Annotated in this window: 21 protein-coding genes, 1 tRNA gene and 1 pseudogene; 8 read left to right on the top strand and 15 right to left on the bottom strand. The window is 71.3% G+C overall.

Translation table 11 applies throughout. The annotated features are described in order from the left end of the window. Window positions 1-25 precede the first annotated feature (25 nt). The 5 genes from AB4Y76_RS19895 to AB4Y76_RS19875 all read right to left on the bottom strand — a co-directional run bounded on the left by AB4Y76_RS19895 (window position 26) and on the right by AB4Y76_RS19875 (window position 3,398). Window positions 26-844, bottom strand: coding sequence for a hypothetical protein (locus tag AB4Y76_RS19895; RefSeq protein ID WP_441928492.1), 819 nt, complete (start codon window positions 842-844; stop codon window positions 26-28). Between the two features lie 243 nt (window positions 845-1,087). After that, window positions 1,088-1,906 carry an MBL fold metallo-hydrolase gene (locus AB4Y76_RS19890; RefSeq protein WP_441928490.1) on the bottom strand — a complete coding sequence of 273 codons (819 nt, stop codon included), beginning with the start codon at window positions 1,904-1,906 and terminating at the stop codon, window positions 1,088-1,090. Then, on the bottom strand, window positions 1,907-2,785 hold the full coding sequence (locus AB4Y76_RS19885) for an NUDIX hydrolase (protein WP_441928488.1): 879 nt from the start codon (window positions 2,783-2,785) through the stop codon (window positions 1,907-1,909). After that, window positions 2,785-3,243: a RidA family protein gene (locus AB4Y76_RS19880; RefSeq protein WP_441928486.1), complete on the bottom strand. Its 459-nt coding sequence runs from the start codon at window positions 3,241-3,243 to the stop codon at window positions 2,785-2,787. The genes AB4Y76_RS19885 and AB4Y76_RS19880 overlap by 1 nt, the downstream gene beginning before the upstream one ends. Further along, window positions 3,243-3,398, bottom strand: coding sequence for a hypothetical protein (locus tag AB4Y76_RS19875; protein ID WP_441928484.1), 156 nt, complete (start codon window positions 3,396-3,398; stop codon window positions 3,243-3,245). The genes AB4Y76_RS19880 and AB4Y76_RS19875 overlap by 1 nt, the downstream gene beginning before the upstream one ends. A 34-nt stretch (window positions 3,399-3,432) precedes the next feature. Between AB4Y76_RS19875 and AB4Y76_RS19870 the strand changes: the two genes are divergently transcribed. Next, window positions 3,433-4,239, top strand: coding sequence for an alpha/beta hydrolase family protein (locus AB4Y76_RS19870; RefSeq protein WP_441928482.1), 807 nt, complete (start codon window positions 3,433-3,435; stop codon window positions 4,237-4,239). Here AB4Y76_RS19870 and AB4Y76_RS19865 read toward each other — a convergent pair. Both AB4Y76_RS19865 and AB4Y76_RS19860 read right to left on the bottom strand, forming a co-directional pair. Next, window positions 4,202-4,834: a CoA transferase subunit B gene (locus AB4Y76_RS19865; protein ID WP_441928480.1), complete on the bottom strand. Its 633-nt coding sequence runs from the start codon at window positions 4,832-4,834 to the stop codon at window positions 4,202-4,204. The genes AB4Y76_RS19870 and AB4Y76_RS19865 overlap by 38 nt on opposite strands. Next, on the bottom strand, window positions 4,834-5,610 hold the full coding sequence (locus AB4Y76_RS19860) for a CoA transferase subunit A (protein WP_441928478.1): 777 nt from the start codon (window positions 5,608-5,610) through the stop codon (window positions 4,834-4,836). Before AB4Y76_RS19860 ends, AB4Y76_RS19865 begins: the two co-directional genes overlap by 1 nt. Before the next feature lie 152 nt (window positions 5,611-5,762). Between AB4Y76_RS19860 and AB4Y76_RS19855 the strand changes: the two genes are divergently transcribed. Together AB4Y76_RS19855 and AB4Y76_RS19850 are read left to right on the top strand one after the other, a co-directional pair. Continuing rightward, complete coding sequence (locus AB4Y76_RS19855; RefSeq protein WP_441928476.1) at window positions 5,763-6,764, top strand: ArsA family ATPase; 1,002 nt, start codon at window positions 5,763-5,765, stop codon at window positions 6,762-6,764. 29 nt (window positions 6,765-6,793) lie between these two features. Continuing rightward, window positions 6,794-7,948 carry an ArsA family ATPase gene (locus AB4Y76_RS19850; protein WP_441928525.1) on the top strand — a complete coding sequence of 385 codons (1,155 nt, stop codon included), beginning with the start codon at window positions 6,794-6,796 and terminating at the stop codon, window positions 7,946-7,948. 78 nt (window positions 7,949-8,026) lie between these two features. Here the strand turns inward: AB4Y76_RS19850 and AB4Y76_RS19845 are convergent, their stop codons facing one another. Then, window positions 8,027-8,326 (bottom strand): WhiB family transcriptional regulator, encoded by a 300-nt coding sequence (locus tag AB4Y76_RS19845; RefSeq protein ID WP_441928474.1) that lies wholly within the window; start codon window positions 8,324-8,326, stop codon window positions 8,027-8,029. Between the two features lie 184 nt (window positions 8,327-8,510). On the opposite strand from AB4Y76_RS19845, the gene AB4Y76_RS19840 reads away from it, so the two are divergent. Next, the gene (locus tag AB4Y76_RS19840) at window positions 8,511-10,916 is read left to right on the top strand and encodes a transglycosylase domain-containing protein (protein WP_441928472.1); all 2,406 of its coding nucleotides are present in this window, start codon (window positions 8,511-8,513) and stop codon (window positions 10,914-10,916) included. Between the two features lie 41 nt (window positions 10,917-10,957). On the opposite strand, the gene AB4Y76_RS19835 is transcribed toward AB4Y76_RS19840, so the two are convergent. Further along, window positions 10,958-11,422 (bottom strand): GatB/YqeY domain-containing protein, encoded by a 465-nt coding sequence (locus AB4Y76_RS19835; RefSeq protein WP_441928470.1) that lies wholly within the window; start codon window positions 11,420-11,422, stop codon window positions 10,958-10,960. Between the two features lie 44 nt (window positions 11,423-11,466). Between AB4Y76_RS19835 and AB4Y76_RS19830 the strand changes: the two genes are divergently transcribed. The 3 genes from AB4Y76_RS19830 (at window position 11,467) to AB4Y76_RS19820 (ending at window position 14,139) form a co-directional block, all read left to right on the top strand. Then, window positions 11,467-12,390 carry a metallophosphoesterase gene (locus AB4Y76_RS19830; protein WP_441928468.1) on the top strand — a complete coding sequence of 308 codons (924 nt, stop codon included), beginning with the start codon at window positions 11,467-11,469 and terminating at the stop codon, window positions 12,388-12,390. Between the two features lie 48 nt (window positions 12,391-12,438). Beyond that, a tRNA-Pro gene (locus tag AB4Y76_RS19825) sits at window positions 12,439-12,515 on the top strand. Between the two features lie 94 nt (window positions 12,516-12,609). Next, window positions 12,610-14,139, top strand: a complete 1,530-nt coding sequence (locus AB4Y76_RS19820) for a hypothetical protein (RefSeq protein WP_441928466.1) — start codon at window positions 12,610-12,612, stop codon at window positions 14,137-14,139. 109 nt (window positions 14,140-14,248) lie between these two features. Here the strand turns inward: AB4Y76_RS19820 and AB4Y76_RS19815 are convergent, their stop codons facing one another. Both AB4Y76_RS19815 and AB4Y76_RS19810 read right to left on the bottom strand, forming a co-directional pair. After that, complete coding sequence (locus AB4Y76_RS19815) at window positions 14,249-15,295, bottom strand: aspartate-semialdehyde dehydrogenase (RefSeq protein ID WP_441928464.1); 1,047 nt, start codon at window positions 15,293-15,295, stop codon at window positions 14,249-14,251. A gap of 2 nt (window positions 15,296-15,297) precedes the next feature. Then, complete coding sequence (locus AB4Y76_RS19810; RefSeq protein ID WP_441928462.1) at window positions 15,298-16,575, bottom strand: aspartate kinase; 1,278 nt, start codon at window positions 16,573-16,575, stop codon at window positions 15,298-15,300. Between the two features lie 162 nt (window positions 16,576-16,737). Between AB4Y76_RS19810 and ppnP the strand changes: the two genes are divergently transcribed. After that, a complete protein-coding gene (gene ppnP, locus AB4Y76_RS19805; protein WP_441928460.1) occupies window positions 16,738-17,049 on the top strand; it encodes a pyrimidine/purine nucleoside phosphorylase in 312 nt (103 codons plus the stop codon). Between the two features lie 82 nt (window positions 17,050-17,131). Here the strand turns inward: ppnP and AB4Y76_RS19800 are convergent, their stop codons facing one another. The 4 genes and pseudogenes from AB4Y76_RS19800 to AB4Y76_RS19785 form a co-directional block, all read right to left on the bottom strand. Next, complete coding sequence (locus tag AB4Y76_RS19800) at window positions 17,132-17,701, bottom strand: DUF5063 domain-containing protein (protein WP_441928458.1); 570 nt, start codon at window positions 17,699-17,701, stop codon at window positions 17,132-17,134. Window positions 17,702-17,714: 13 nt separating this feature from the next. Then, a complete protein-coding gene (recR, locus tag AB4Y76_RS19795) occupies window positions 17,715-18,314 on the bottom strand; it encodes a recombination mediator RecR (RefSeq protein WP_441928456.1) in 600 nt (199 codons plus the stop codon). Window positions 18,315-18,316: 2 nt separating this feature from the next. Beyond that, entirely contained in the window at window positions 18,317-18,661 is a 345-nt protein-coding gene (locus AB4Y76_RS19790) for a YbaB/EbfC family nucleoid-associated protein (protein WP_441928454.1), read from the bottom strand. Between the two features lie 16 nt (window positions 18,662-18,677). Further along, window positions 18,678-18,991, bottom strand: a pseudogene (locus AB4Y76_RS19785) (hypothetical protein); the annotation flags it as partial.

Raw genomic sequence — 18,991 nt, 5'->3', positions numbered from 1 at the left:
TCATTGAGCCGGGGCCCCCGTTTCATTACCAGCGGAGATTGGCGTACGGGCGGTCGCTCAAGGCTTTCCGGACCTCAGCGATCCAGTCGTGACGGCGCTGCCCGCTGAAGTCGCCCCGCCCGACGACGATGAACGTCCAGCCCAGTTCGCGCAGGAACTCGCGCCGCAGGGCGTCCCGTTCGCGATCGACCTCGCCGGTATGAAACTCGGCACCGTCGTACTCGATCGCGACCCGGTGGTGCGGGTAGGCGAGGTCCAGCCGGTACGTCGGCACGCCGTCGATCTCCACCCACCACTGCACCTCGGGCACGGGCAGACCGGCATCCATCAGCGCGAGACGCGTCCAGGACTCGCGAACGGACTCGGACCGCGGATCGCTGAGCCCGATCAGCTCGCGGAGCTGGATGACCCCACGGCGGCGGAAGAAGCGGATCGACTCCTGGTGCAGGCGCTCCGCGGGCAGGTCGAAACGGTTCCGGAACTGGTCGAGAGCCGCGAGCGCGTCCGGCCGGAACAGATTGCACCCGAGGTCGAGAGCTGTGCGGAGCGGCGAGGTGACCAGGAGTCCATCGATGTCGACGACGTCCTCGGGCGCCAGGTCACGGCTGTGCGACCGCACCCCCGATCGCTCCGTCGGATCAGTCCCGCGCAACACGCACACCTCGACGGGTGGAAGCACTTCTTGCTCGGCCCAGGTGTGGACGTCGATCCCGTGGAGCCATGCGGCGGTTCGGTCGCAAGCGATGACTGGGCCGGGCCGGACGAGCGCGATTGCGCGGGCCCGAAGTTCCGGCGAGTCCGGGATGTGCGCTGACACGAAGACGCCGCGCAGGATGCGACGCACCTGGCCCGCTCCTAGTGCGTTGCGATGGGTCGCGATGGAGATTCCGAGCGCCGGAAGGTCGCTCAACCTGAACGGAGTCGTGGGAAGGGTTTGCGGCATACGCGGATGTTCGCGAGTCCGCGCGCGTGTCCCCGTTGCCGTCTGAGCGGCTGTGGGTCGTCGTACCGTTCAAGCGCCTGTGGATGTTCTGACTGCCCACTCAACAGACCGGAACTCCCCAATCAAAGGACTGGAAGTCCCAATTCAACGGGTCAGGTAGGCGAGCTGGGCGCGGACCGACAGCTCGGCCGCCCCCCAGAGGATCGGGTCCACGTCCTGGTAGACGATCTCGACGACCTGGCGGGGCAGGTCGTCGGCGGCGAGGCCCTCCGGGTGCGGCTGCCCGATCAGGGTGCGGAGCGCGTCCCGGACCTGGTCGAGCCGCTGGCCGCGGTGGGCGATGTAGTAGTCCAACGCCGCGAGCGCGTCCTCGATCACCGGGCCGTGACCAGGCCAGATCGCGGTGACCTCCCGCGACGCGGCGAGCGCGTGCAGCCGGTCGAGCGAGTCCAGGTAGGCGCCGAGCTGGCCGTCCGGGTGCGCGACCACCGTGGTGCCGCGGCCGAGGACGGTGTCCCCGGTCAGCACGGTCGACTCCGCCGGGACCCAGAACGACAGCGAGTCCGCGGTGTGCCCCGGGGTGCCGACGACGCGGACCTCCAGGCCGTCGACCTCGACGACGTCACCGTCCCCGAGACCCTCCGAGCCGAGGCGGTAGTGCGGGTCGAGCGCCCGCACCCCGCAGCCCCACCGCTCGGCGAAAGCCTTCGCCGCCTCGGAGTGGTCGACGTGGTGGTGGGTGAGGAGCACCGTCCCGACCTCGCCGGCGCCGCTCTCCTCGAGCGCCGCCTCGATCGCGGCCAGGTGGGACTCGTCCGGCGGACCCGGGTCGACGACCACCGAGCGGCGGGCGCCCGGCTCGCGCAGCACCCAGGTGTTGGTGCCGTCGAGGGTCATCATGTTCGCGTTCGGCGCGAGCACGCAGCGCGCGCGCTCGCCGAACGAGCCGCCGGCCCAGGACATCTACCTCTGGCCCCAGGTCGCGTTCTGCGCCCGTGCCTCCAGCAGCGCGTCGGCGTGCGGCGGACGGGTCAGCGTAAAGACCGCCCCGTCCGGCTCGACGGCCGGGCAGAACATCTCGACGCGTCGGTTCGCCGCCTCGACGAGCACTGCGTCCGGGTCGTCGTACTGGCCCACGTCCAGGCTGGTGATGTACGTCGGCGGCAGCATCAGGATCTCCCGACCTTCGGCCTGCTCGGCCGCGGTCATCGCCGGCAGCCAGACCACGTGGTCGGACTCCGAGGAGACGTCGCGGGTGATCTGTCCCTCGGGAAGCTCGGCGACGAAGAACCAGGTCCGGTACCGCTTGGGCTCGAAGATCGGTGTGAGCCAGCCCGACCAGGCACCGAGCAGGTCGGTGCGGAGCACCAGTCCCCGGCGGGCCAGGAACTCGGTGAGCGAGAGCTCGCGCTTCTCCAGCGCCACCCGGTCGGCCTCCCAGTCCGCGCCGGTGGTGTCGGCCACCACCGAGTCGGCGGACTCGCCGGCGAGCAGCACCCCGGACTCCTCGAAGGTCTCCCGCACGGCCGCGCAGACCAGAGCGCGCGCCTTCGCCTCGTCGGTGCCGAGGCGCTCGGCCCACTCGGCCGGGCTCGGGCCCGCCCACGCGACGTCCGCGTCGAAGTCGCGGGGGTCGACACCGCCACCGGGGAACACGCACATGCCGCCGGCGAACTCCATCGAGACCTGACGGCGGAGCAGGTAGATCTCCGGCCCGCGGTCACTGCGGCGCATCACCACGACGGTGGCCGCGTCGCGCGGCTCCGCGGGCTCCTTGGTGCCGTCGGCGAAAGCCGCGGCCGCGTCGGCGAACTCCTGGGGCAGCTGGACGAGCCCGCCCATCAGACCTCGACCACGAGCTCGACCTCGACCGGCGCGTCCAACGGCAGGACCGGTACGCCGACGGCGCTGCGGGCGTGCCGGCCCGCCTCCCCGAAGACGTCGCCGAGGAGCTCGGAGACGCCGTTGGCGACCAGCGGCTGGCCGGTGAAGTCCGGCGTCGAGGCGACGAAGCAGACGACCTTGACGATCCGCTTCACCGCCTCCAGCGAGCCGAGCTCGGCCCTGACCGCGGCGAGCGCGTTGAGGGCGCACTGCTGGGCGCACTCGACGGCCTCCTCCTGGGAGACCTCGCCGCCGACCTTGCCGACGTACATGAGCTGGCCCTCGCGCATCGGCAGCTGGCCGGACGTGAAGACGTGGATCCCCGAGCGCACGGCGGGGATGTAGGCCGCGACGGGCTTGGCGACCTCCGGGACGGCGAGACCGAGCTCGGCGAGACGCTCCTCCGGGGTGGCCATCAGGACGCCTGCGGCCGCTTCAGGAAGGCGATCAGACCGCCCTGCTCGTTGCGCTCGATGTGGACCAGCTCCCAGCCGTCCTGGCCGAAGTTGTTCAGCATCAGCGTCTCGTTGTGGAGCGGAATCGGCGCCACCTGGTACTCCCACTTGTTCATGCGGCCGACTCTAGACGCCCCGTAGGCTCGGTGGGTGCCCCAGGACCCCTCCGCGGACCCGGCGTCCGACCCTGCGCCCGACCCGGCGTCCGGCCCTGCGACCGACCCTGCGCCCGACCCTGCGCCCGACCCTGCGCCCGACGCCGTCGTCCGGTACGCCGACCACGAGGACGCGCTGATCGACCTGCACCTGCCGCCCGAGCCGAACGGCACCCTCCTGGTGCTCGTGCACGGCGGGTTCTGGAAGCACCGCTACGACCGCACCCACACCCGGCACCAGGCGCGCGCGTTCGCGGCGGCGGGATACCTGGTCGCGACTCCGGAGTACCGCCGGGTCGGCGGCGGCGGAGGCTGGCCCACCACGGCGTACGACGTCGCGGCGGCGGTGACCGCGCTCCCGGACCTGCTCGCCGGCCTGGGCCTGACCTACGAGCGCGCCGCGATGACCGGGCACTCGGCCGGCGGCCACCTGGCGCTCTGGCTGCTGAGCCGCCCGCTGCCGGTGACGTTCGACGTGGTCGCCGGGCTCGCCCCCGTCTGCGACCTGGTCCTGGCGGACGAGCTCGGGCTCGGCGACGGCGCGGTGGCTCGGTTCCTCGGCGGCGCGCCGGTCGCGGAGGCGGACCCGATGAGCCTGCTCGGCGACGCCCCGGGGCCGCGCGTCCTGCTCGTGCACGGGATCGCCGACGAAGAGGTACCGGTCGACCTCAGCCGTCGGTTCGTCGCAGCGCACCCCTGGGCGCACCTGACCGAGCTCCCCGGCACCGGCCACTACGAGTTCCTCGACCCCGCCTCCACGGCCTTCAGGGCCGTCGAATCGGCGGTTCGGTCTTCTCCCTGACCTCGTCCTCGGTGACGTCGGGGGCGAGCTCGACCAGGACGAGCCCGTCGGGGGTGATGTCGAGGACGCAGAGGTCGGTGATGATCCGCTCGACGACTCCGCGGCCGGTGTAGGGCAGCGAGCACTCGTTCAGGATCTTCAGGCCGCCGTCCTTGGCGACGTGCTCCATCAGCACGATCACCCGCTTGGCGCCGTGGACCAGGTCCATCGCGCCGCCCATGCCCTTGACCATCTTGCCGGGGATCATCCAGTTGGCGATGTCGCCGGCCGCGGAGACCTGCATCGCGCCGAGGATCGCGGCGTCGATCTTGCCCCCGCGGATCATCCCGAACGACGTCGCGGAGTCGAAGAACGACGCACCCCGGCGCAGCGTGACGGTCTCCTTGCCGGCGTTGATCAGGTCCGGGTCCTCGTCCCCGTCGTACGGGTAGGGGCCGACCCCGAGGATGCCGTTCTCGCTCTGCAGCACCAGCTCGACGTCGTCGGCGACGTAGTTCGGCACCAGCGTCGGCAGGCCGATGCCGAGGTTCACGTAGGAGCCGTCGGTCAGCTCGGCCGCGGCACGGGCCGCCATCTGCTCACGGGTCCAGGCCATCAGGCAGCCCCTCCCTCGGGACGCGGCCGCACGGTCCGCTTCTCGATCCTCTTGTCCTCGGCCTGCTCCGGGGTCAGCGCGACCACGCGCTGCACGAAGACACCGGGAGTGTGCACGTCGTTCGGGTCGATCTCGCCGGGCTCGACGAGGTGCTCGACCTCGGCGATCGTGATCCGGCCGCACATCGCCGCCAGCGGGTTGAAGTTCCGCGCAGAGTCCCGGTAGACGAGGTTGCCGTGCCGGTCGCCCTTCCAGGCCCGAACCAGGCCGAAGTCCGCGACCAGCGCGGTCTCCAGGACGTACTCACGCCCCCCGAACTCCCGTGTCTCCTTCGGCGGCGAGGCCAGCGCCACCGACCCGTCCGGGTGGTAGCGCCACGGCAGCCCGCCCTCGGCGACCTGGGTCCCGCCGCCGGTCGCGGTGAAGAACGCCGCGATGCCGGACCCGCCGGCGCGCATCCGCTCGGCGAGGGTGCCCTGCGGGTTGAGCTCGACCTCGAGCTCGCCGGAGAGGAACTGCCGGGCGAACTCCTTGTTCTCCCCCACGTACGACGACACCATCCGGCGCAGCCGCTTCTCGTAGAGGAGCCGGCCCAGGCCCCACTCGTCGACACCGCAGTTGTTCGAGATCGCCTCCAGGTCCTCCACCCCGGCGGCCAGCAGCGCGTCGATCAGCACCGACGGGATCCCGCAGAGTCCGAACCCCCCGACCGCGAGCACCGAACCCGACCCGATGTCGGCGACCGCCGCGGCGGCGTCGGTGACGACCTTGTCCATGCGTCCCTCCTCGATGGCACTGACTGAGGTTAATGTCCACTAACCACACCGTTGTTGTCCAGTCATCCGGTGACCAGACTCACGCTCCTCCGCGTCCACCTTGGTTGGCAAGAGGCGCCTCACCGTGCCGCGGTTGTCCTAGGCTTCCGGGCATGGCCCCGGACTCACCGGCCTTCCCGCAGGCCCAGCTGCACATCGTGACCGGCAAGGGCGGCACCGGGAAGTCGACCGTCGCAGCGAGCCTCGCGCTCGCGCTGGCCGCCCGCGGCAAGACCGTGCTGCTCTGCGAGGTCGAGGGTCGGCAGGGCATCGCGCAGCTCTTCGACGTCGCCCCCCTCCCGTACGCCGAGCGGCTGGTCGCCAAGGCCACCGAGCACGGCCACGGCGACGTCTACGCGCTCGCGATCGACGCCGAGGCCGCCCTGCTGGAGTACCTCGACATGTACTACCGGCTCGGCCGCGCCGGGAAGGCGCTGGACCGCTTCGGGGTCATCGACTTCGCGACCACGATCGCTCCCGGCGTGCGCGACGTGCTGCTCACCGGCAAGGTCTACGAGGCCGCGAACCGCAACAGCCGCAACAAGAACGCCCGCCGGTACGACGCGATCGTGCTCGACGCGCCGCCGACCGGCCGGATCAGCCAGTTCCTGCACGTCAACAGCGAGCTCGCCGGGCTCGCCAAGGTCGGCCCGATCAAGTCGCAGGCCGACACGGTGATGACCCTGCTCCAGTCGCCGCGCACCGCGGTGCACCTGGTGACCGTGCTCGAGGAGATGCCGGTCCAGGAGACCGCCGACGGCATCGCGGAGCTCCGCCGCTCCGACCTGCCCGTCGGCGCGGTGATCGTCAACCTGGTCCGCCCCCAGGACCTCGACGAGGAGGCTCGCGCCGAGCTCCTCGCCGGCACGGTCGACGAGGCCGCGCTGGCCAAGGCGCTCGACGGCGCCGGCATCGACGGCAACGGGGCCGTCGTGGCCGCGCTCGTCCAGGAGGGACGCGACCACGCCGAGCGGCGCCACCTCGAGGACGTCCAGCGGGCGCTGGTCGACGAGATCGGCGTGCCGACGTACGAGCTGCCGCGGCTGGCCGGCGGCACCGACATGGCCGGGCTCTACGAGCTCGCCGAGGAGCTCACCGAACAGGGGCTGGTATGAGCACGCGCAAGCCGTCCCGCGTCGGCCCGATGACCTCGCACCCGGGGCCGGCCCCGGTCCTCGACGTCGACGCCATGCTCGACGACCCGCAGCAGCGGATCATCGTGTGCTGCGGCGCCGGCGGCGTCGGCAAGACCACCACCTCGGCGGCGATCGCGCTGCGAGCGGCCGAGCGCGGCCGCAAGGTCGTCGTGCTCACCATCGACCCGGCCCGCCGGCTCGCGCAGTCGATGGGTATCGAGGCGCTGGACAACACCCCGCGCCCGGTCCCGGGCGTGACGGGCGACGGCTCGCTCGACGCGATGATGCTCGACATGAAGCGGACCTTCGACGAGGTCGTCGAGAGCCAGGCGAGCCCGGAGAAGGCCCAGCAGATCCTGAACAACCCGTTCTACGTCGCGGTCTCCAGCTCGTTCGCGGGCACCCAGGAGTACATGGCGATGGAGAAGCTCGGGCAGCTCGACAAGGACGCCCGCGCCTCGGGCCGCTGGGACCTGATCGTCGTGGACACGCCCCCTTCGCGCAGCGCGCTGGACTTCCTGGACGCGCCCGAGCGGCTCTCCAGCTTCCTGGACGGCAAGTTCATGAAGCTGCTGCTCGCGCCGGCGCGCGGCCCCGCGAAGCTGATGGCGGCCGGGTTCGGCCTGGTCACGCGGGCGATCACCACGATCATCGGCGCGCAGGTGCTCGCCGACATGCAGGCGTTCGTGGCCGCGTTCGACACTCTCTTCGGCGGCTTCCGGCAGCGCGCGCAGCGGACCTTCGAGCTGCTGCAGGCACCGGGCACGTCGTTCCTGGTGGTGGCGGCGCCCGAGCCGGACGCGCTCCGCGAGGCGGCGTACTTCGTCGAGCGGCTGAGCGAGGAGAGCATGCCGCTGGCCGGCCTGGTGGTGAACCGGGCCAGCGTCGACCCGCCGGTCGACCTCTCCCCGGCCGCGGCGATGTCGGGCTACGAGAAGCTGCGCGACGCCGAGGACGCGGCGAGCCGGACGGCCGCGGGCCTGCTCCGGCTGCACGCCGACCGCAAGCTCATCGTCGAGCGCGAGACCCGGCTGCGTGGCCGGTTCGCGACCGCGCACCCGCACGTCCGGACGGCCGTGCTGCCGGCGCTCCCCACCGACGTGCACGACCTGGACGGCCTGCGTGGTATCGGCGGCCTGCTGGCACTGACCGCACAGGGCTGAGGTCAGGTCCGGCGGACCGCTGTTCCCGGGTCGCCCCAGGAGACGACCCAGGAGATGACCCGGGAGACGACCCAGGGATCAGGCGGTCTCCGCGTGCGCGGCCTCGAGGTGCTCGGCCTTGGCCGCGGCGAGCAGGTTCCGCCACGAGGTCACGTTCGGGCGCTTGCGCAGGACCGCACGGCGCTCGCGCTCGGTCATGCCGCCCCAGACGCCCCACTCGATGCGGTTGTCCAGCGCTTCGGCCAGGCACTCGGCCCGCACCGGACAGGCAGCGCAGACGACCTTGGCCTTGTGCTGCTCAGCACCCCGCACGAAGAGCTCGTCGGGACGCGATTTCTGGCAGGTCGCGGCAGCGGCCCACTCGTCGTTCCAGGTCATGGTGATACCCCCAAAGGCAAACGTGGTCTCTGGCCCCAGAAGCCAGCCCCCCCACATATCGAAACTTATGGTCCGCAGCCGTCTCGGAACAGGCCCAGAGGTACCGAATCGGGATAGTCCAGTTGGGCTATGTGACCTGGCCCACGCCGCGCACCGCTGGGTCCCGCCGCCTAGGATGGCCCGCATGAGTCGGCGCCCCAACACGCTCACGCCCCGCGACGTGATCTCCCAGCTAGCGGTGATCGTCGCGCTCTCGGTCCTGATGGGGATCCTGGTCGCCGGCCTCGCCATTCCCTTCGCCGGAGCCCTCGGGATCGGCGGCAAGGCGCTGTCCAAGGGAGTCAAGAACCTCCCCGAGGAGCTGGCCGCCGAACCGCTCGCCCAGCGCACCCGGGTCCTCGACGTCGACGGCAAGACCATCGCGACCTTCTACGACGAGAACCGGGTCAACGTCACCTTGGACAACGTCGCCCCGATCATGCGCCAGGCGATCGTCGCGATCGAGGACTACCGCTTCTACCAGCACGGCGCGATCGACCTGAAGGGCACGCTGCGCGCGTTCCTGACCAACCAGGCCAACTCCGGCATCACTCAGGGTGGCTCCTCGATCACCCAGCAGATGGCGAAGATGACCCAGCTCAGCCAGGCCAAGAGCAAGGCCGAGCGCGAGGCAGCCACCGCCGATACCTATCAGCGCAAGATCCAGGAGCTGCGCTACGCGATCGGCTTCGAGCAGAAGTACTCCAAGGACTGGATCCTGGAGCGATACCTCAACATCGCCTACTTCGGAGACGGCGCCTACGGCATCCAGGCCGCCGCCCGGCACTACTTCAGCAAGAACGCCAGCGATCTCGACACGGCCGAGGCGGCGCTGCTGGCCGGGCTCGTGAAGAACCCCGTCGGCTACGACCCGACCCGGTTCGAGGACAAGGCGCTCGCCCGCCGCAACACCGTGCTCCGCCGGATGGCGCAGCTCAAGATCATCCCGGCCGCCGAGGCCGACCAGCTCCAGCAGAAGCCCCTGGGCCTGGAGGTCCGTCCCGACCGCAACGGATGCCTGGGCTCGAAGGCGCCGTTCTTCTGCGACTACGTCCGCCGCTACCTGCTCGCCGACCCGGCCCTGGGCGCCACGGTCGAGGACCGGAAGCAGCTGCTCAACTCGGGCGGGCTGACCATCAAGACGACCGTGGACCTGCGCTACCAGAAGGCCGCGGACAAGTCGACGGCCGCGCACGTGCTGCCGACCGACAACGCCATCGGCGCGCTCGCCATGGTCCAGCCCGGCACCGGCAACGTGCTCGCGATCAGCCAGTCGCGGCCGATGGGCCGGGCCAAGAAGAAGGGCCAGACCTTCCTCAACTACGTCGTCGACCACAAGTACGGCGACTCCAACGGCTTCCAGGCCGGCTCCACCTTCAAGGTGTTCGTGCTCGCCAGTGCGCTGGAGCAGGGCCTGCCGACGAGCACGGCCTTCAACTCCCCGCCGAAGATCTCGATCCCGCAGAACGAGTTCCAGACCTGCGACGGCCCCTACCCGGTCTACTCGGACTGGTCGCCGTCCAACTCGACCACCAGCGGCCGCAAGGACATGTACAGCGGCACCCAGGAGTCGGTGAACACCTTCTACGCGCAGCTCGAGAAGAAGACCGGTCTCTGCAAGCCGTACGCGCTGGCGCGGTCGATGGGCGTGGACCTCTCCGACCCGACCCACGAGCGGGTCCCGTCCTTCACCCTCGGCATCGCCGACGTCAGCCCGCTCGAGATGGCCGGCGCCTACGCGACGTTCGCGGCCCGCGGCCTGCACTGCGACAACCGCCCGGTGGCCCGGATCCTGAACAGCGCCGGCCGGGTGTTCAAGAACTACCCGAAGAAGTGCCAGCAGGTGATGCAGCAGAGCACCGCGGACACGGTCAACGACATCCTCCGCGGTGTCATGGTCGGCCGCGGCTTCGGTGCCGGTCTCGCCCTGGACAAGCCGTCGGCCGGCAAGACCGGCACGATCAACGAGAACATGGCCGTCTGGTTCGACGGCTACACCCCGAGCGTCGCCACCTCCTCGATGATCGCCGGCGCCAACCAGCTCGGCCACTGGGTCACCCTCAACGGCCAGACCATCGGCGGCCAGTACGTCGCCACCGCGCACGGTTCGACGAACGCCGGCCCGATGTGGGCGGACGCGATGCGCGCGATCCAGGACCTGATGCCGGACCAGGACTTCGTGAAGCCGCTGCCGTCCGAGCTCTCCGACGCGAACCTGCAGATCGTCCCGAACGTCACCGGGATGACCCGCACCGACGCCACCGCGACGCTGGAGAACCTGGGCTTCTCGGTCGTGGTCGGCGGGCAGGTCTCCTCCGACCTCGGTCCCGGACTGGTCGCGCTGACGAACCCGGCGAGCGGCGCCACCATGTACAGCGGCGGCACCGTCACCCTCTACGTCTCGAGCGGTCCGGCCGCGGTGACGCCGGCGTCACCGTCGGGGACCCCGCAGGGCCAGTTCACCCCGCAGGGCGGCCAGGCCGGTACGACGAACAACGGGCCGGGCCGCGGGAACGGCAACGGCAACGGGCACGGCGGCGGCCACCACTAGTCGCCACCGGTCCCCTTCGAGACGCGCGCTGCGCGCGCTCCTCAGGAACCGCTGAGCTGCTTGCGCACCTCGGCCGCGACGACACCGCCGTCGGCCCGGCCCTTGACCTTGGGGTTGAGCACGCCCATGACCTTGCCCATGGCGCGCATCCCCTCCTCGCCGGCGCCGGTCTCGGCGATCGCCTCGGCGACCAGAGCCGCGATCTCCTCGGCGGTGAGCTGCTCGGGCAGGTAGTCGGCGATCACCGCGAACTCGGCGCGCTCCTTGGCGGCCTGCTCGTCCCGGCCGGCGTCCGCGAACGCCTCGGCGGCCTCGCGCCGCTTCTTGCCCTCGCTGGTCAGCACCCCGAGGACGTCCTCGTCGGTGAGCTCCCGGGCCTCCTTGCCGGCGACCTCGGCATTGGTGATCGAGGTCAGCACCATCCGCAGGGTGGAGGAACGGATCTCGTCGCGCGCCTTGATGGCGTCGGTGAGATCGGTGCGCAGGCGGTCCTTCAAAGAGCTCATGAGGAGCATTGTGGCAGCCTTGAGGGGTGCCTCTCCCCTCGGTTTTGACCTCGACCCCCGCCAAGGTCCTCGGCCTGGGCGCGCTCGCCGGTCTCGCCGGTCTCGGCTACGCCGCCGGGATCGAGGTCCGCAACTTCACCGTGCGACAGGTGACGGTCCCGGTGCTCCCGCCCGGGAGCCGTCCGCTGCGGGTGCTGCACATGAGCGACCTGCACCTGGTGCCGCGGCAGGGGCGCAAGCTCGACTGGGTGCGGTCCTTCGCGGCGCTGGAGCCCGACCTGGTGATCAACACCGGGGACAACATCGCCCACCAGCAGGCGCTCGGCCCGCTGCTGGACGCCTTCGGCCCGCTGCGCGAGGTCCCCGGCGTCTTCGTGCTCGGCTCCAACGACTACTTCGAGCCGACCGTCCGGAACCCGCTGCGCTACGTCCTGCCCGACAACGGGCACCGCAACACCAGCAGCCCGCACCTGCCCTGGAAGCAGCTCAAGGCGGAGCTGAGCGACAGCGGCTGGTTGGACCTCACCAACACCGGCGGGCGGCTGACCGTGAAGGGGCTCGACCTGGCGTTCATCGGCGTCGACGACCCGCACCTGGAGTACGACGACCTCCTGGCGATCTCCGGCCGGGCCCCCGCGGACGCCGACCTCCGGGTGGGTGTCACGCACGCGCCGTACCTGCGGGTGCTCGACCAGTACGCCGCCGACGGCTACGACATCACCTTCGCCGGCCACACGCACGGCGGCCAGCTGTGCCTGCCGTTCAAGGGCGCGCTGGTGACGAACTGCGACATCGAGCCGGCCCGCGCCAAGGGCCTGCACCGGCACCCGGCGGATTCCCGCCCCGGTGACCGGGCGTCGAACTGGCTGCACGTCTCGGCCGGCGCGGGCACCTCCCCGTTCGTCCCGATCCGGTTCTGCTGCCGTCCGGAGGCCAGCCTGGTCACCCTGGTGTCTCGCCAACCATGACCCGATTTTTCCTACCGACGGGGTGCGGCTAGACTTCCCGAGGTTCATCGGGCTGTGGCGCAGTTTGGTAGCGCGCTTCGTTCGGGACGAAGAGGCCGCAGGTTCAAATCCTGTCAGCCCGACCACCGTGTCCTCGGACACCAAGGGGCGGTCCGGATCCATTCAGGATCCGGACCGCCTTTTGCATTCCCGCCGAGGGAGTAGTGGCAGAATCCGGACATGCCCAACGAGCCCGACACCAGCAGCAACGAGCCGAACCTCGAGCTGCCGAACCTCTCCCTCGGCTTCGGCCGCAAGCGGAAGCGCGGTCCGAAGGTGTCCGAGGACGAGACAAACGGGGCCGAGGCCAGTACTCCCGCCGCTGAGGACGCAGCGGCCCCCGAGGCCGCTCCCGAGGCCGCTCCTGAGCCCGCTCCCGAGCCCGCTCCCGAGGCCACTGCCGTCCCCGAGGTCCCCGCAGCCGCAGCCGCCGCTGCCGCTGCCACCGAGATTGACCCGGTGACCCCCACCACGCCCACCACGCCCACCACGCCCCGTGCGCCCGCTCGGCCCGCCGCTGCGGCGGCCGCACCCGCCCGTGCCGCGGCGAGCGCCGCCGCTGCGGCGGCCCGTACCGGCGGAGCGCGACCGGCTGCACGCCCCGCTGCCCGCCCGGCGGCACGGCCCGCCGCGACCGCCCGCCCGGCCACTCCCACCGCCACTCCTCCGGCCACTCCCCCCATCGCCACGCCGCCGGTGGAGCCGGCGCCGGCTCCGGTCGTGGAGGAGCCGCTCGCGTTCGTCCCCGAGGTCGTCGAGGCAGCTCCGGAGGTCCCGGTGGCCCCCGAGGTACCCGAGGTGCCTGCCGTCCCGGAGAGCCTGCTCGCGTCCGTCCCGGCGCCCCCGGCCGTCGAGGAGACCCTCCCGGAGCCCGAACCGGAGCCCGAACCGGAGCCCGAGCCGGAACCGGATCCGGATCCGGAGCCGGAGCCCGAACCCGAACCGGAACCGGAACCGGAGCCCGAACCCGAACCCGAGCCGGAGCCGGAGCCGGAGCCGACCGCCGAGATCCCGCCGCCGCCGGTGGTGCCGCCGGTGCCGAGCCACCTCGGCGCGCCCGCGGAGACCGACCCGTTCGCGCCGGTCGACCCGCTCGCGGTCACCGCCCGCTTCGCGGAGGACGCGGAGGAGACCACGGTCCTGCCGAGCGCGGTCGTTCCGGAGCCCCGCCTGGCGAAGTCGCGCGCCCGCCGCGAGGAGGCCCGCGAGGAGAAGGCCCGCCGCAAGGCCGAGAAGTCGGCCGCGCGCGAGGAGAAGGAGTCCAAGGCGCCGGCCGACGTGCTCGTCGCCTCCCTGCCGGCCATCCCGCCGACGATCGCCGCGCTGCTCACCGGCGCGATCTCCGGTCTGGTCACCGTCCTGCTGGCGATGGGCGCCAACCGCGGCTGCGAGTCCGTCCGCGGCACCGACACCTGCGGCGGCGGCTTCGGTCTCCTCGCCCTGGTCGTCATCCTCGCGATCGAGGTGCTGATCGGCGCCAACCTGCTCAAGGCCTGGCGGATCCCCGATCCGTTCGCGACCGCCTTCCTCGGGGTCGGCGTGGTCGCGATCGTGGCGATGCTGCTGCTGCTCGACCAGATCGACTCGCCGTGGATGCTGCTCGTCATCCCGGCGATGACCGCGCTGTCGTTCCTGCTGTCGTGGTGGGTGACGGTGCGCTTCGTCGAGGACGCCGATGACTACGACGATGACGAGAACGCCTTCTCCTGACCCAGGATCAGAACGCGCTGCGCGCCTTCCTCAGGACAGGCCCCTTCGAGACAGGCGCTGCGCGCCTTCCTCAGGACAGGCCCTTCGAGACAGGCGCTGCGCGCCTTCCTCAGGACAGGCGTGCGGCGACGATCTCGGCGATCTGCACGGTGTTGAGGGCCGCGCCCTTGCGCAGGTTGTCGTTGCTGATGAAGAGCGCCAGGCCGCGGCCGTCCGGGACGCCCGGGTCCTGCCTGATCCGGCCCACGTACGACGGGTCCTTGCCGGCCGCCTGCAGCGGGTTCGGGATGTCGGTCAGCTCGACGCCCACCGCGTCCGCCAGCAGCTCCTTGGCGCGCGCCGGGCTCATCGGGCGCTCGAACTCGGCGTTGACCGCCAGCGAGTGACCGGTGAAGACCGGGACGCGGACGCAGATCCCGGAGACCAGCAGGTCCGGGATGCCCAGGATCTTGCGGGACTCGTTGCGGAGCTTCTGCTCCTCGTCGGTCTCCTCCAGCCCGTCGTCGACGATCGAGCCGGCCAGCGGGACCACGTTGTGGGCGATGGTGCGCTCGTACTTGTTCGGGGCCGGGAACTGGATCGCCTCGCCGTCGTACGCGAGCTCGCGGGCCTTCTCACCCGCGGCCTCGACCTGGGTGGCGAGCTCCTCGACGCCGGCGACGCCCGAGCCGGAGACGGCCTGGTAGGTCGAGGCGATGAGGCGGCGCAGGCCGGCCTCGTCGTGGAGCGGCTTGAGCACCGGCATCGCGGCCATCGTGGTGCAGTTCGGGTTCGCGATGATGCCGCGGCCGGCGGCGATCACCCCCTCCATCGCCTCCGGGTTGACCTCGGAGACGACCAGCGGGATCTCCGGGTCCTTGCGGAACGCCGAGGAGTTGTCGACCACGATCACGCCCGCGTCGGCGAACTTCTGGGCCAGCGCCCGCGAGGTGGTCGCACCGGCCGAGAAGAGCGCGATGTCCAGCCCGGTCGGGTCCGCGGTCATCGCGTCCTCGACGGTGATCTCCCGGTCGCCGAACGGCAGCACCGTGCCGGCCGAGCGGGAGGAGGCGAAGAACCGCACCTGGTCGGCGGCGAAGCTGCGCTCCAGGAGGATCTGGCGCATCGCGACGCCGACCTGACCGGTCGCGCCGACGATTCCGATGTTGATGCCCATGGTCAGCGCCCCGTCCCGCCGTAGACCACGGCCTCGATCTCGTCCGACCCGAGGTCGAACGCGGCGTGCGCCGCGTTGACCGCGTCCTGGACCTGGGTCTCGGACACCACGACCGACACCCGGATCTCCGAGGTCGAGATCATCTCGATGTTCACCCCGGCGTCCGAGAGCGCCTCGAAGAAGCGCGCGGAGATGCCCGGGGAGGAGCTCATCCCGGCACCGACGATGGAGACCTTGCCGACGCTGTCGTCGTACTGGAGGCTGTCGAAGCCGACGGACTCCTGGAGGCGGGAGAGCGCCGTCATCGCGGTCTGGCCCTCACCGCGCGGCAGCGTGAAGGAGATGTCGGTGAGGCTGGTCGCCGCCGCCGAGACGTTCTGCACGATCATGTCGATGTTGATCTGCGCGTCCGCCACGGCGCGGAAGATCGCCGCCGCCTCGCCCGGCTTGTCCGGCACGCCGACGACCGTGATCTTCGCCTGGCTGCGGTCGTGGGCGACGCCGGTGATGATCGCTGCTTCCATGGAACTCTCCTGAGCTACATCCTCGGCCTTGACGACCCAGGTGCCCTCCTTGTCACTGAAGGAGGAGCGGACGTGGATGGGCATGTCGTAGCGGCGCGCGTACTCGACGCACCGCAGGTGCAGGATCTTGGCGCCCTGCGCGGCCATCTCCAGGGTCTCCTCGTAGGAGATCCGGGGGACCTTGCGGGCCCGCGGCTCGATCCGCGGGTCGGCGGTGAAGATGCCGTCCACGTCGGAGTAGATCTCGCAGACGTCGGCCTTCAGCGCCACGGCGAGCGCGACAGCGGTGGTGTCGGAGCCGCCGCGGCCGAGGGTGGTGATGTCCTTGGTGGTCTGGGAGACGCCCTGGAACCCGGCGACGATCGCGATCGCGCCCTCGGCCAGCGCCGCCTGGATGCGGCCCGGCGTGACGTCGATGATCTTCGCCCGGCCGTGCTCGGCGTCGGTGATGACGCCGGCCTGGGATCCGGTGAAGGAGCGGGCCTCGTGGCCGAGGTCGTGGATCGCCATGGCGAGCACCGCCATCGAGATCCGCTCGCCCGCGGTGAGCAGCATGTCGAGCTCGCGGGCCGGCGGGAGCGGCGAGACCTGATTGGCCAGGTCGATCAGCTCGTCGGTCGAGTCGCCCATCGCGGAGACGACCACGACGACCTGGTTGCCCGCCTTCTTGGTCTCCACGATCCGGCGGGCGACGCGCTTGACCGCGTCGGCGTCGGCAACCGAGGACCCGCCGTACTTCTGCACGACCACACCCACGACTGCTCTCCTTGACTCACCGGGGGTTCTGACAGCGCATTCTCCTGCGCCGGACGGCCTTGAGGCCACCGTGATTCTACGCGGCCGCCGCAGCCGGGCCCGATCCCCGCCGAAGGGTGAGAGCGTGCCGGTCCCGCCCCGGCCCGTCCCTACGCTGCTCCCATGACCCAGCTCGAGAACGTCACCGTCCTGGCCGAGGCGAACGTCTACTTCGACGGCAAGTGCGTCAGCCACACGGTGCTGCTCCCCGACGGCACCCGGAAGTCGGTGGGCGTGATCCTGCCGGCATCGCTGACCTTCACCACCGGCGCGCCCGAGACGATGCAGGTCGTCGCCGGCAGCTGCCGGGTGCGTCAGGCCGGCGCCGAGGGCTGGACCGAGTACGCCGCCGGCACCTCGTTCGACGTCCCCGGAGACTCGTCCTTCGACATCGAGGTCGACGACCAGCTCGACTACGTCTGCCACTTCGGCTGACCAAGGACGCGTCAGCGGACTCGATCGTCGCCCCGGCCGCCAGGCACCTCACCGCGTCTCGACAGGCTGGACGACCAGGTCGCTACAGCCCGCTCTCCAGGACCGCCTCGGCGGCCTCGACCTGCTCCTCCTCGCCCTCGATGACCAGGTCGAGCCGGTCGTGGGCGACGACGGAGTGCAGGGCGCTGAGCACGCCGCAGGCGAGGCTGCCCCAGTTGGCCAGGTAGGAGTACTGCCACCACCAGAGCGCTTCCTCGATGTTGCCCGCCCGGAAGTGCCGCAGCCCGTTGGCGATGTCGGTGGCGATCGCGGTCAGGTCGTCGGAGAGCTGCGAGGGAATGGTCTCCGGGTCGTAGGGCTCGAAGTTGTGGCTGTACGTGTCGGCGTCGCCGAGCCGCTCCGCCAGCCGCAAACGCATCGCGTCCAGGTCCGGGTCGGGACCGACGTCGGGCTGGTACTCGGTCTCGGGCTCGAAGTCCTGCTGGGCTCCGAGCCGGGCACCGGCCAGCAGCAGCTGGCTCACCTCGAGCAGCAGCAGCGGGACCAGCGACCCCGTGCGCTCCTCGCGAGAGATCTCCTGCAGTCCGAGGAGGAAGACCTCGGACTGGTCGGCGATCTGCTGGCCGAACTCCTCGAACTCGTGCTCGCTCAATTGCGTCCTATCGCTACTCGCCTGCGCTGCGCCGTCCGGCGAACGCTCGTCCCAGAGTGACCTCGTCGGCGTACTCGAGGTCACCCCCTACCGGTAGTCCACTCGCCAGACGCGTCACCTGCAAGCCCATCGGGCGCAACATGCGGGTGAGATATGCCGCGGTGGCGTCGCCCTCGATGTTCGGGTCGGTCGCCAGGATGATCTCGGTGACCACGCCGTCGTCGAGACGGGCGATCAGCTCGCGGATCCGCAGCTGCTCCGGACCGATGCCCTCCAGCGGCGAGATGGCGCCGCCGAGCACGTGGTAGCGGCCCTTGAACTCACGGGTCCGCTCGATCGCGACGACGTCCTTGGACTCCTCGACGACGCAGATCAGGGTGGGGTCGCGGCGCGGGTCGCGGCAGATCCGGCACTGCTCCTCCTCCGCGACGTTGCCGCAGACCGAGCAGAACCGGGCCTTCGCCTTCACCTCGACGAGCACGTCCGCGAGGCGGCGTACGTCGGCGGGGTCGGCCGCGAGCAGGTGGAACGCGATCCGCTGCGCGCCCTTCGGGCCGACGCCGGGCAGACGCCCGAGCTCGTCGATGAGGTCCTGGACGACACCTTCGTACAAGGTCAGCCGCCCAGTCCGAGTCCGCCGGCCATCGGGCCCAGGGTCGTCGCGGCAAGCGCGTCCGCCTTCGCCTTCGCGTCCCGGTACGCCGCCACGACCAGGTCGCCCAGGTCGGCGACCGAGTCGGCGTCGGAGCCGTCGAAGGTGCCGACCGGCACCCGGACCGACGTCATCTCGCCGACCCCGGTGACGGTGACGGTGATGCCGCCGGCGCTGCCGGAGACGCTCTGCGCCGCGAGCTCGTCCTGCGCCTGCATCAGCTGGACCTGCATCTGCTGGGCCTGCTCGAGCATCGCCCCGAGGTCGAGGCCGCCGTCACCGAAGGGGTTCATCGGGGTGTCGGTCATCTCGTTCGCTCCAGTCTCAGTCGTGGGGGATCTCGTCGATCACGGTGGCGCCGAGCCCGCGCTCGAGCAGCTCGGTGTGATCCAGGCCCGCGTCCTCGAGGTCCGGGTCGTCCGGGTGCGCCTGCTCGTCGCGGTCGTCGGGCTGGCGGACCGGCTTCTCCCCGCTGCGGGTCGGGGCGATGTTGCTCCGCGCCGAGGCGATCGTCGCGGGGTCCGGGCGGTCCGCGGGCGCGGAGGCCGGCGCGGCCTCGTCGACCCAGGCCGGCGGCCGGGAGGGGCCGGCGTCGGGTTCCGGGCCGCGGTCGTCGTCGGCCGGCGGCTCGGCGAAGG

Origin of the sequence: Marmoricola sp. RAF53 (genome assembly GCF_052114005.1) — a bacterium.
Classification (GTDB): domain Bacteria; phylum Actinomycetota; class Actinomycetes; order Propionibacteriales; family Nocardioidaceae; genus Marmoricola.
Note: the sequence above shows the minus strand (reverse complement) of the source record. Positions and strands in the feature narration are given on the sequence as shown.

Bases quoted from the DNA above. Each gene is read 5' to 3' on its own strand.
- AB4Y76_RS19890 (WP_441928490.1), bottom strand. From the start codon at position 1,906: ATGTCCTGGGCCGGCGGCTCGTTCGGCGAGCGCGCGCGCTGCGTGCTC.
- AB4Y76_RS19885 (WP_441928488.1), bottom strand. From the start codon at position 2,785: ATGGGCGGGCTCGTCCAGCTGCCCCAGGAGTTCGCCGACGCGGCCGCG.
- AB4Y76_RS19880 (WP_441928486.1), bottom strand. From the start codon at position 3,243: ATGGCCACCCCGGAGGAGCGTCTCGCCGAGCTCGGTCTCGCCGTCCCG.
- AB4Y76_RS19875 (WP_441928484.1), bottom strand. From the start codon at position 3,398: ATGAACAAGTGGGAGTACCAGGTGGCGCCGATTCCGCTCCACAACGAG.
- AB4Y76_RS19865 (WP_441928480.1), bottom strand. From the start codon at position 4,834: ATGGCCTGGACCCGTGAGCAGATGGCGGCCCGTGCCGCGGCCGAGCTG.
- AB4Y76_RS19860 (WP_441928478.1), bottom strand. From the start codon at position 5,610: ATGGACAAGGTCGTCACCGACGCCGCCGCGGCGGTCGCCGACATCGGG.
- AB4Y76_RS19855 (WP_441928476.1), top strand. From the start codon at position 5,763: ATGGCCCCGGACTCACCGGCCTTCCCGCAGGCCCAGCTGCACATCGTG.
- AB4Y76_RS19850 (WP_441928525.1), top strand. From the start codon at position 6,794: ATGACCTCGCACCCGGGGCCGGCCCCGGTCCTCGACGTCGACGCCATG.
- AB4Y76_RS19845 (WP_441928474.1), bottom strand. From the start codon at position 8,326: ATGACCTGGAACGACGAGTGGGCCGCTGCCGCGACCTGCCAGAAATCG.
- AB4Y76_RS19840 (WP_441928472.1), top strand. From the start codon at position 8,511: ATGAGTCGGCGCCCCAACACGCTCACGCCCCGCGACGTGATCTCCCAG.
- AB4Y76_RS19835 (WP_441928470.1), bottom strand. From the start codon at position 11,422: ATGAGCTCTTTGAAGGACCGCCTGCGCACCGATCTCACCGACGCCATC.
- AB4Y76_RS19820 (WP_441928466.1), top strand. From the start codon at position 12,610: ATGCCCAACGAGCCCGACACCAGCAGCAACGAGCCGAACCTCGAGCTG.
- AB4Y76_RS19815 (WP_441928464.1), bottom strand. From the start codon at position 15,295: ATGGGCATCAACATCGGAATCGTCGGCGCGACCGGTCAGGTCGGCGTC.
- ppnP (WP_441928460.1), top strand. From the start codon at position 16,738: ATGACCCAGCTCGAGAACGTCACCGTCCTGGCCGAGGCGAACGTCTAC.
- AB4Y76_RS19790 (WP_441928454.1), bottom strand. From the start codon at position 18,661: ATGACCGACACCCCGATGAACCCCTTCGGTGACGGCGGCCTCGACCTC.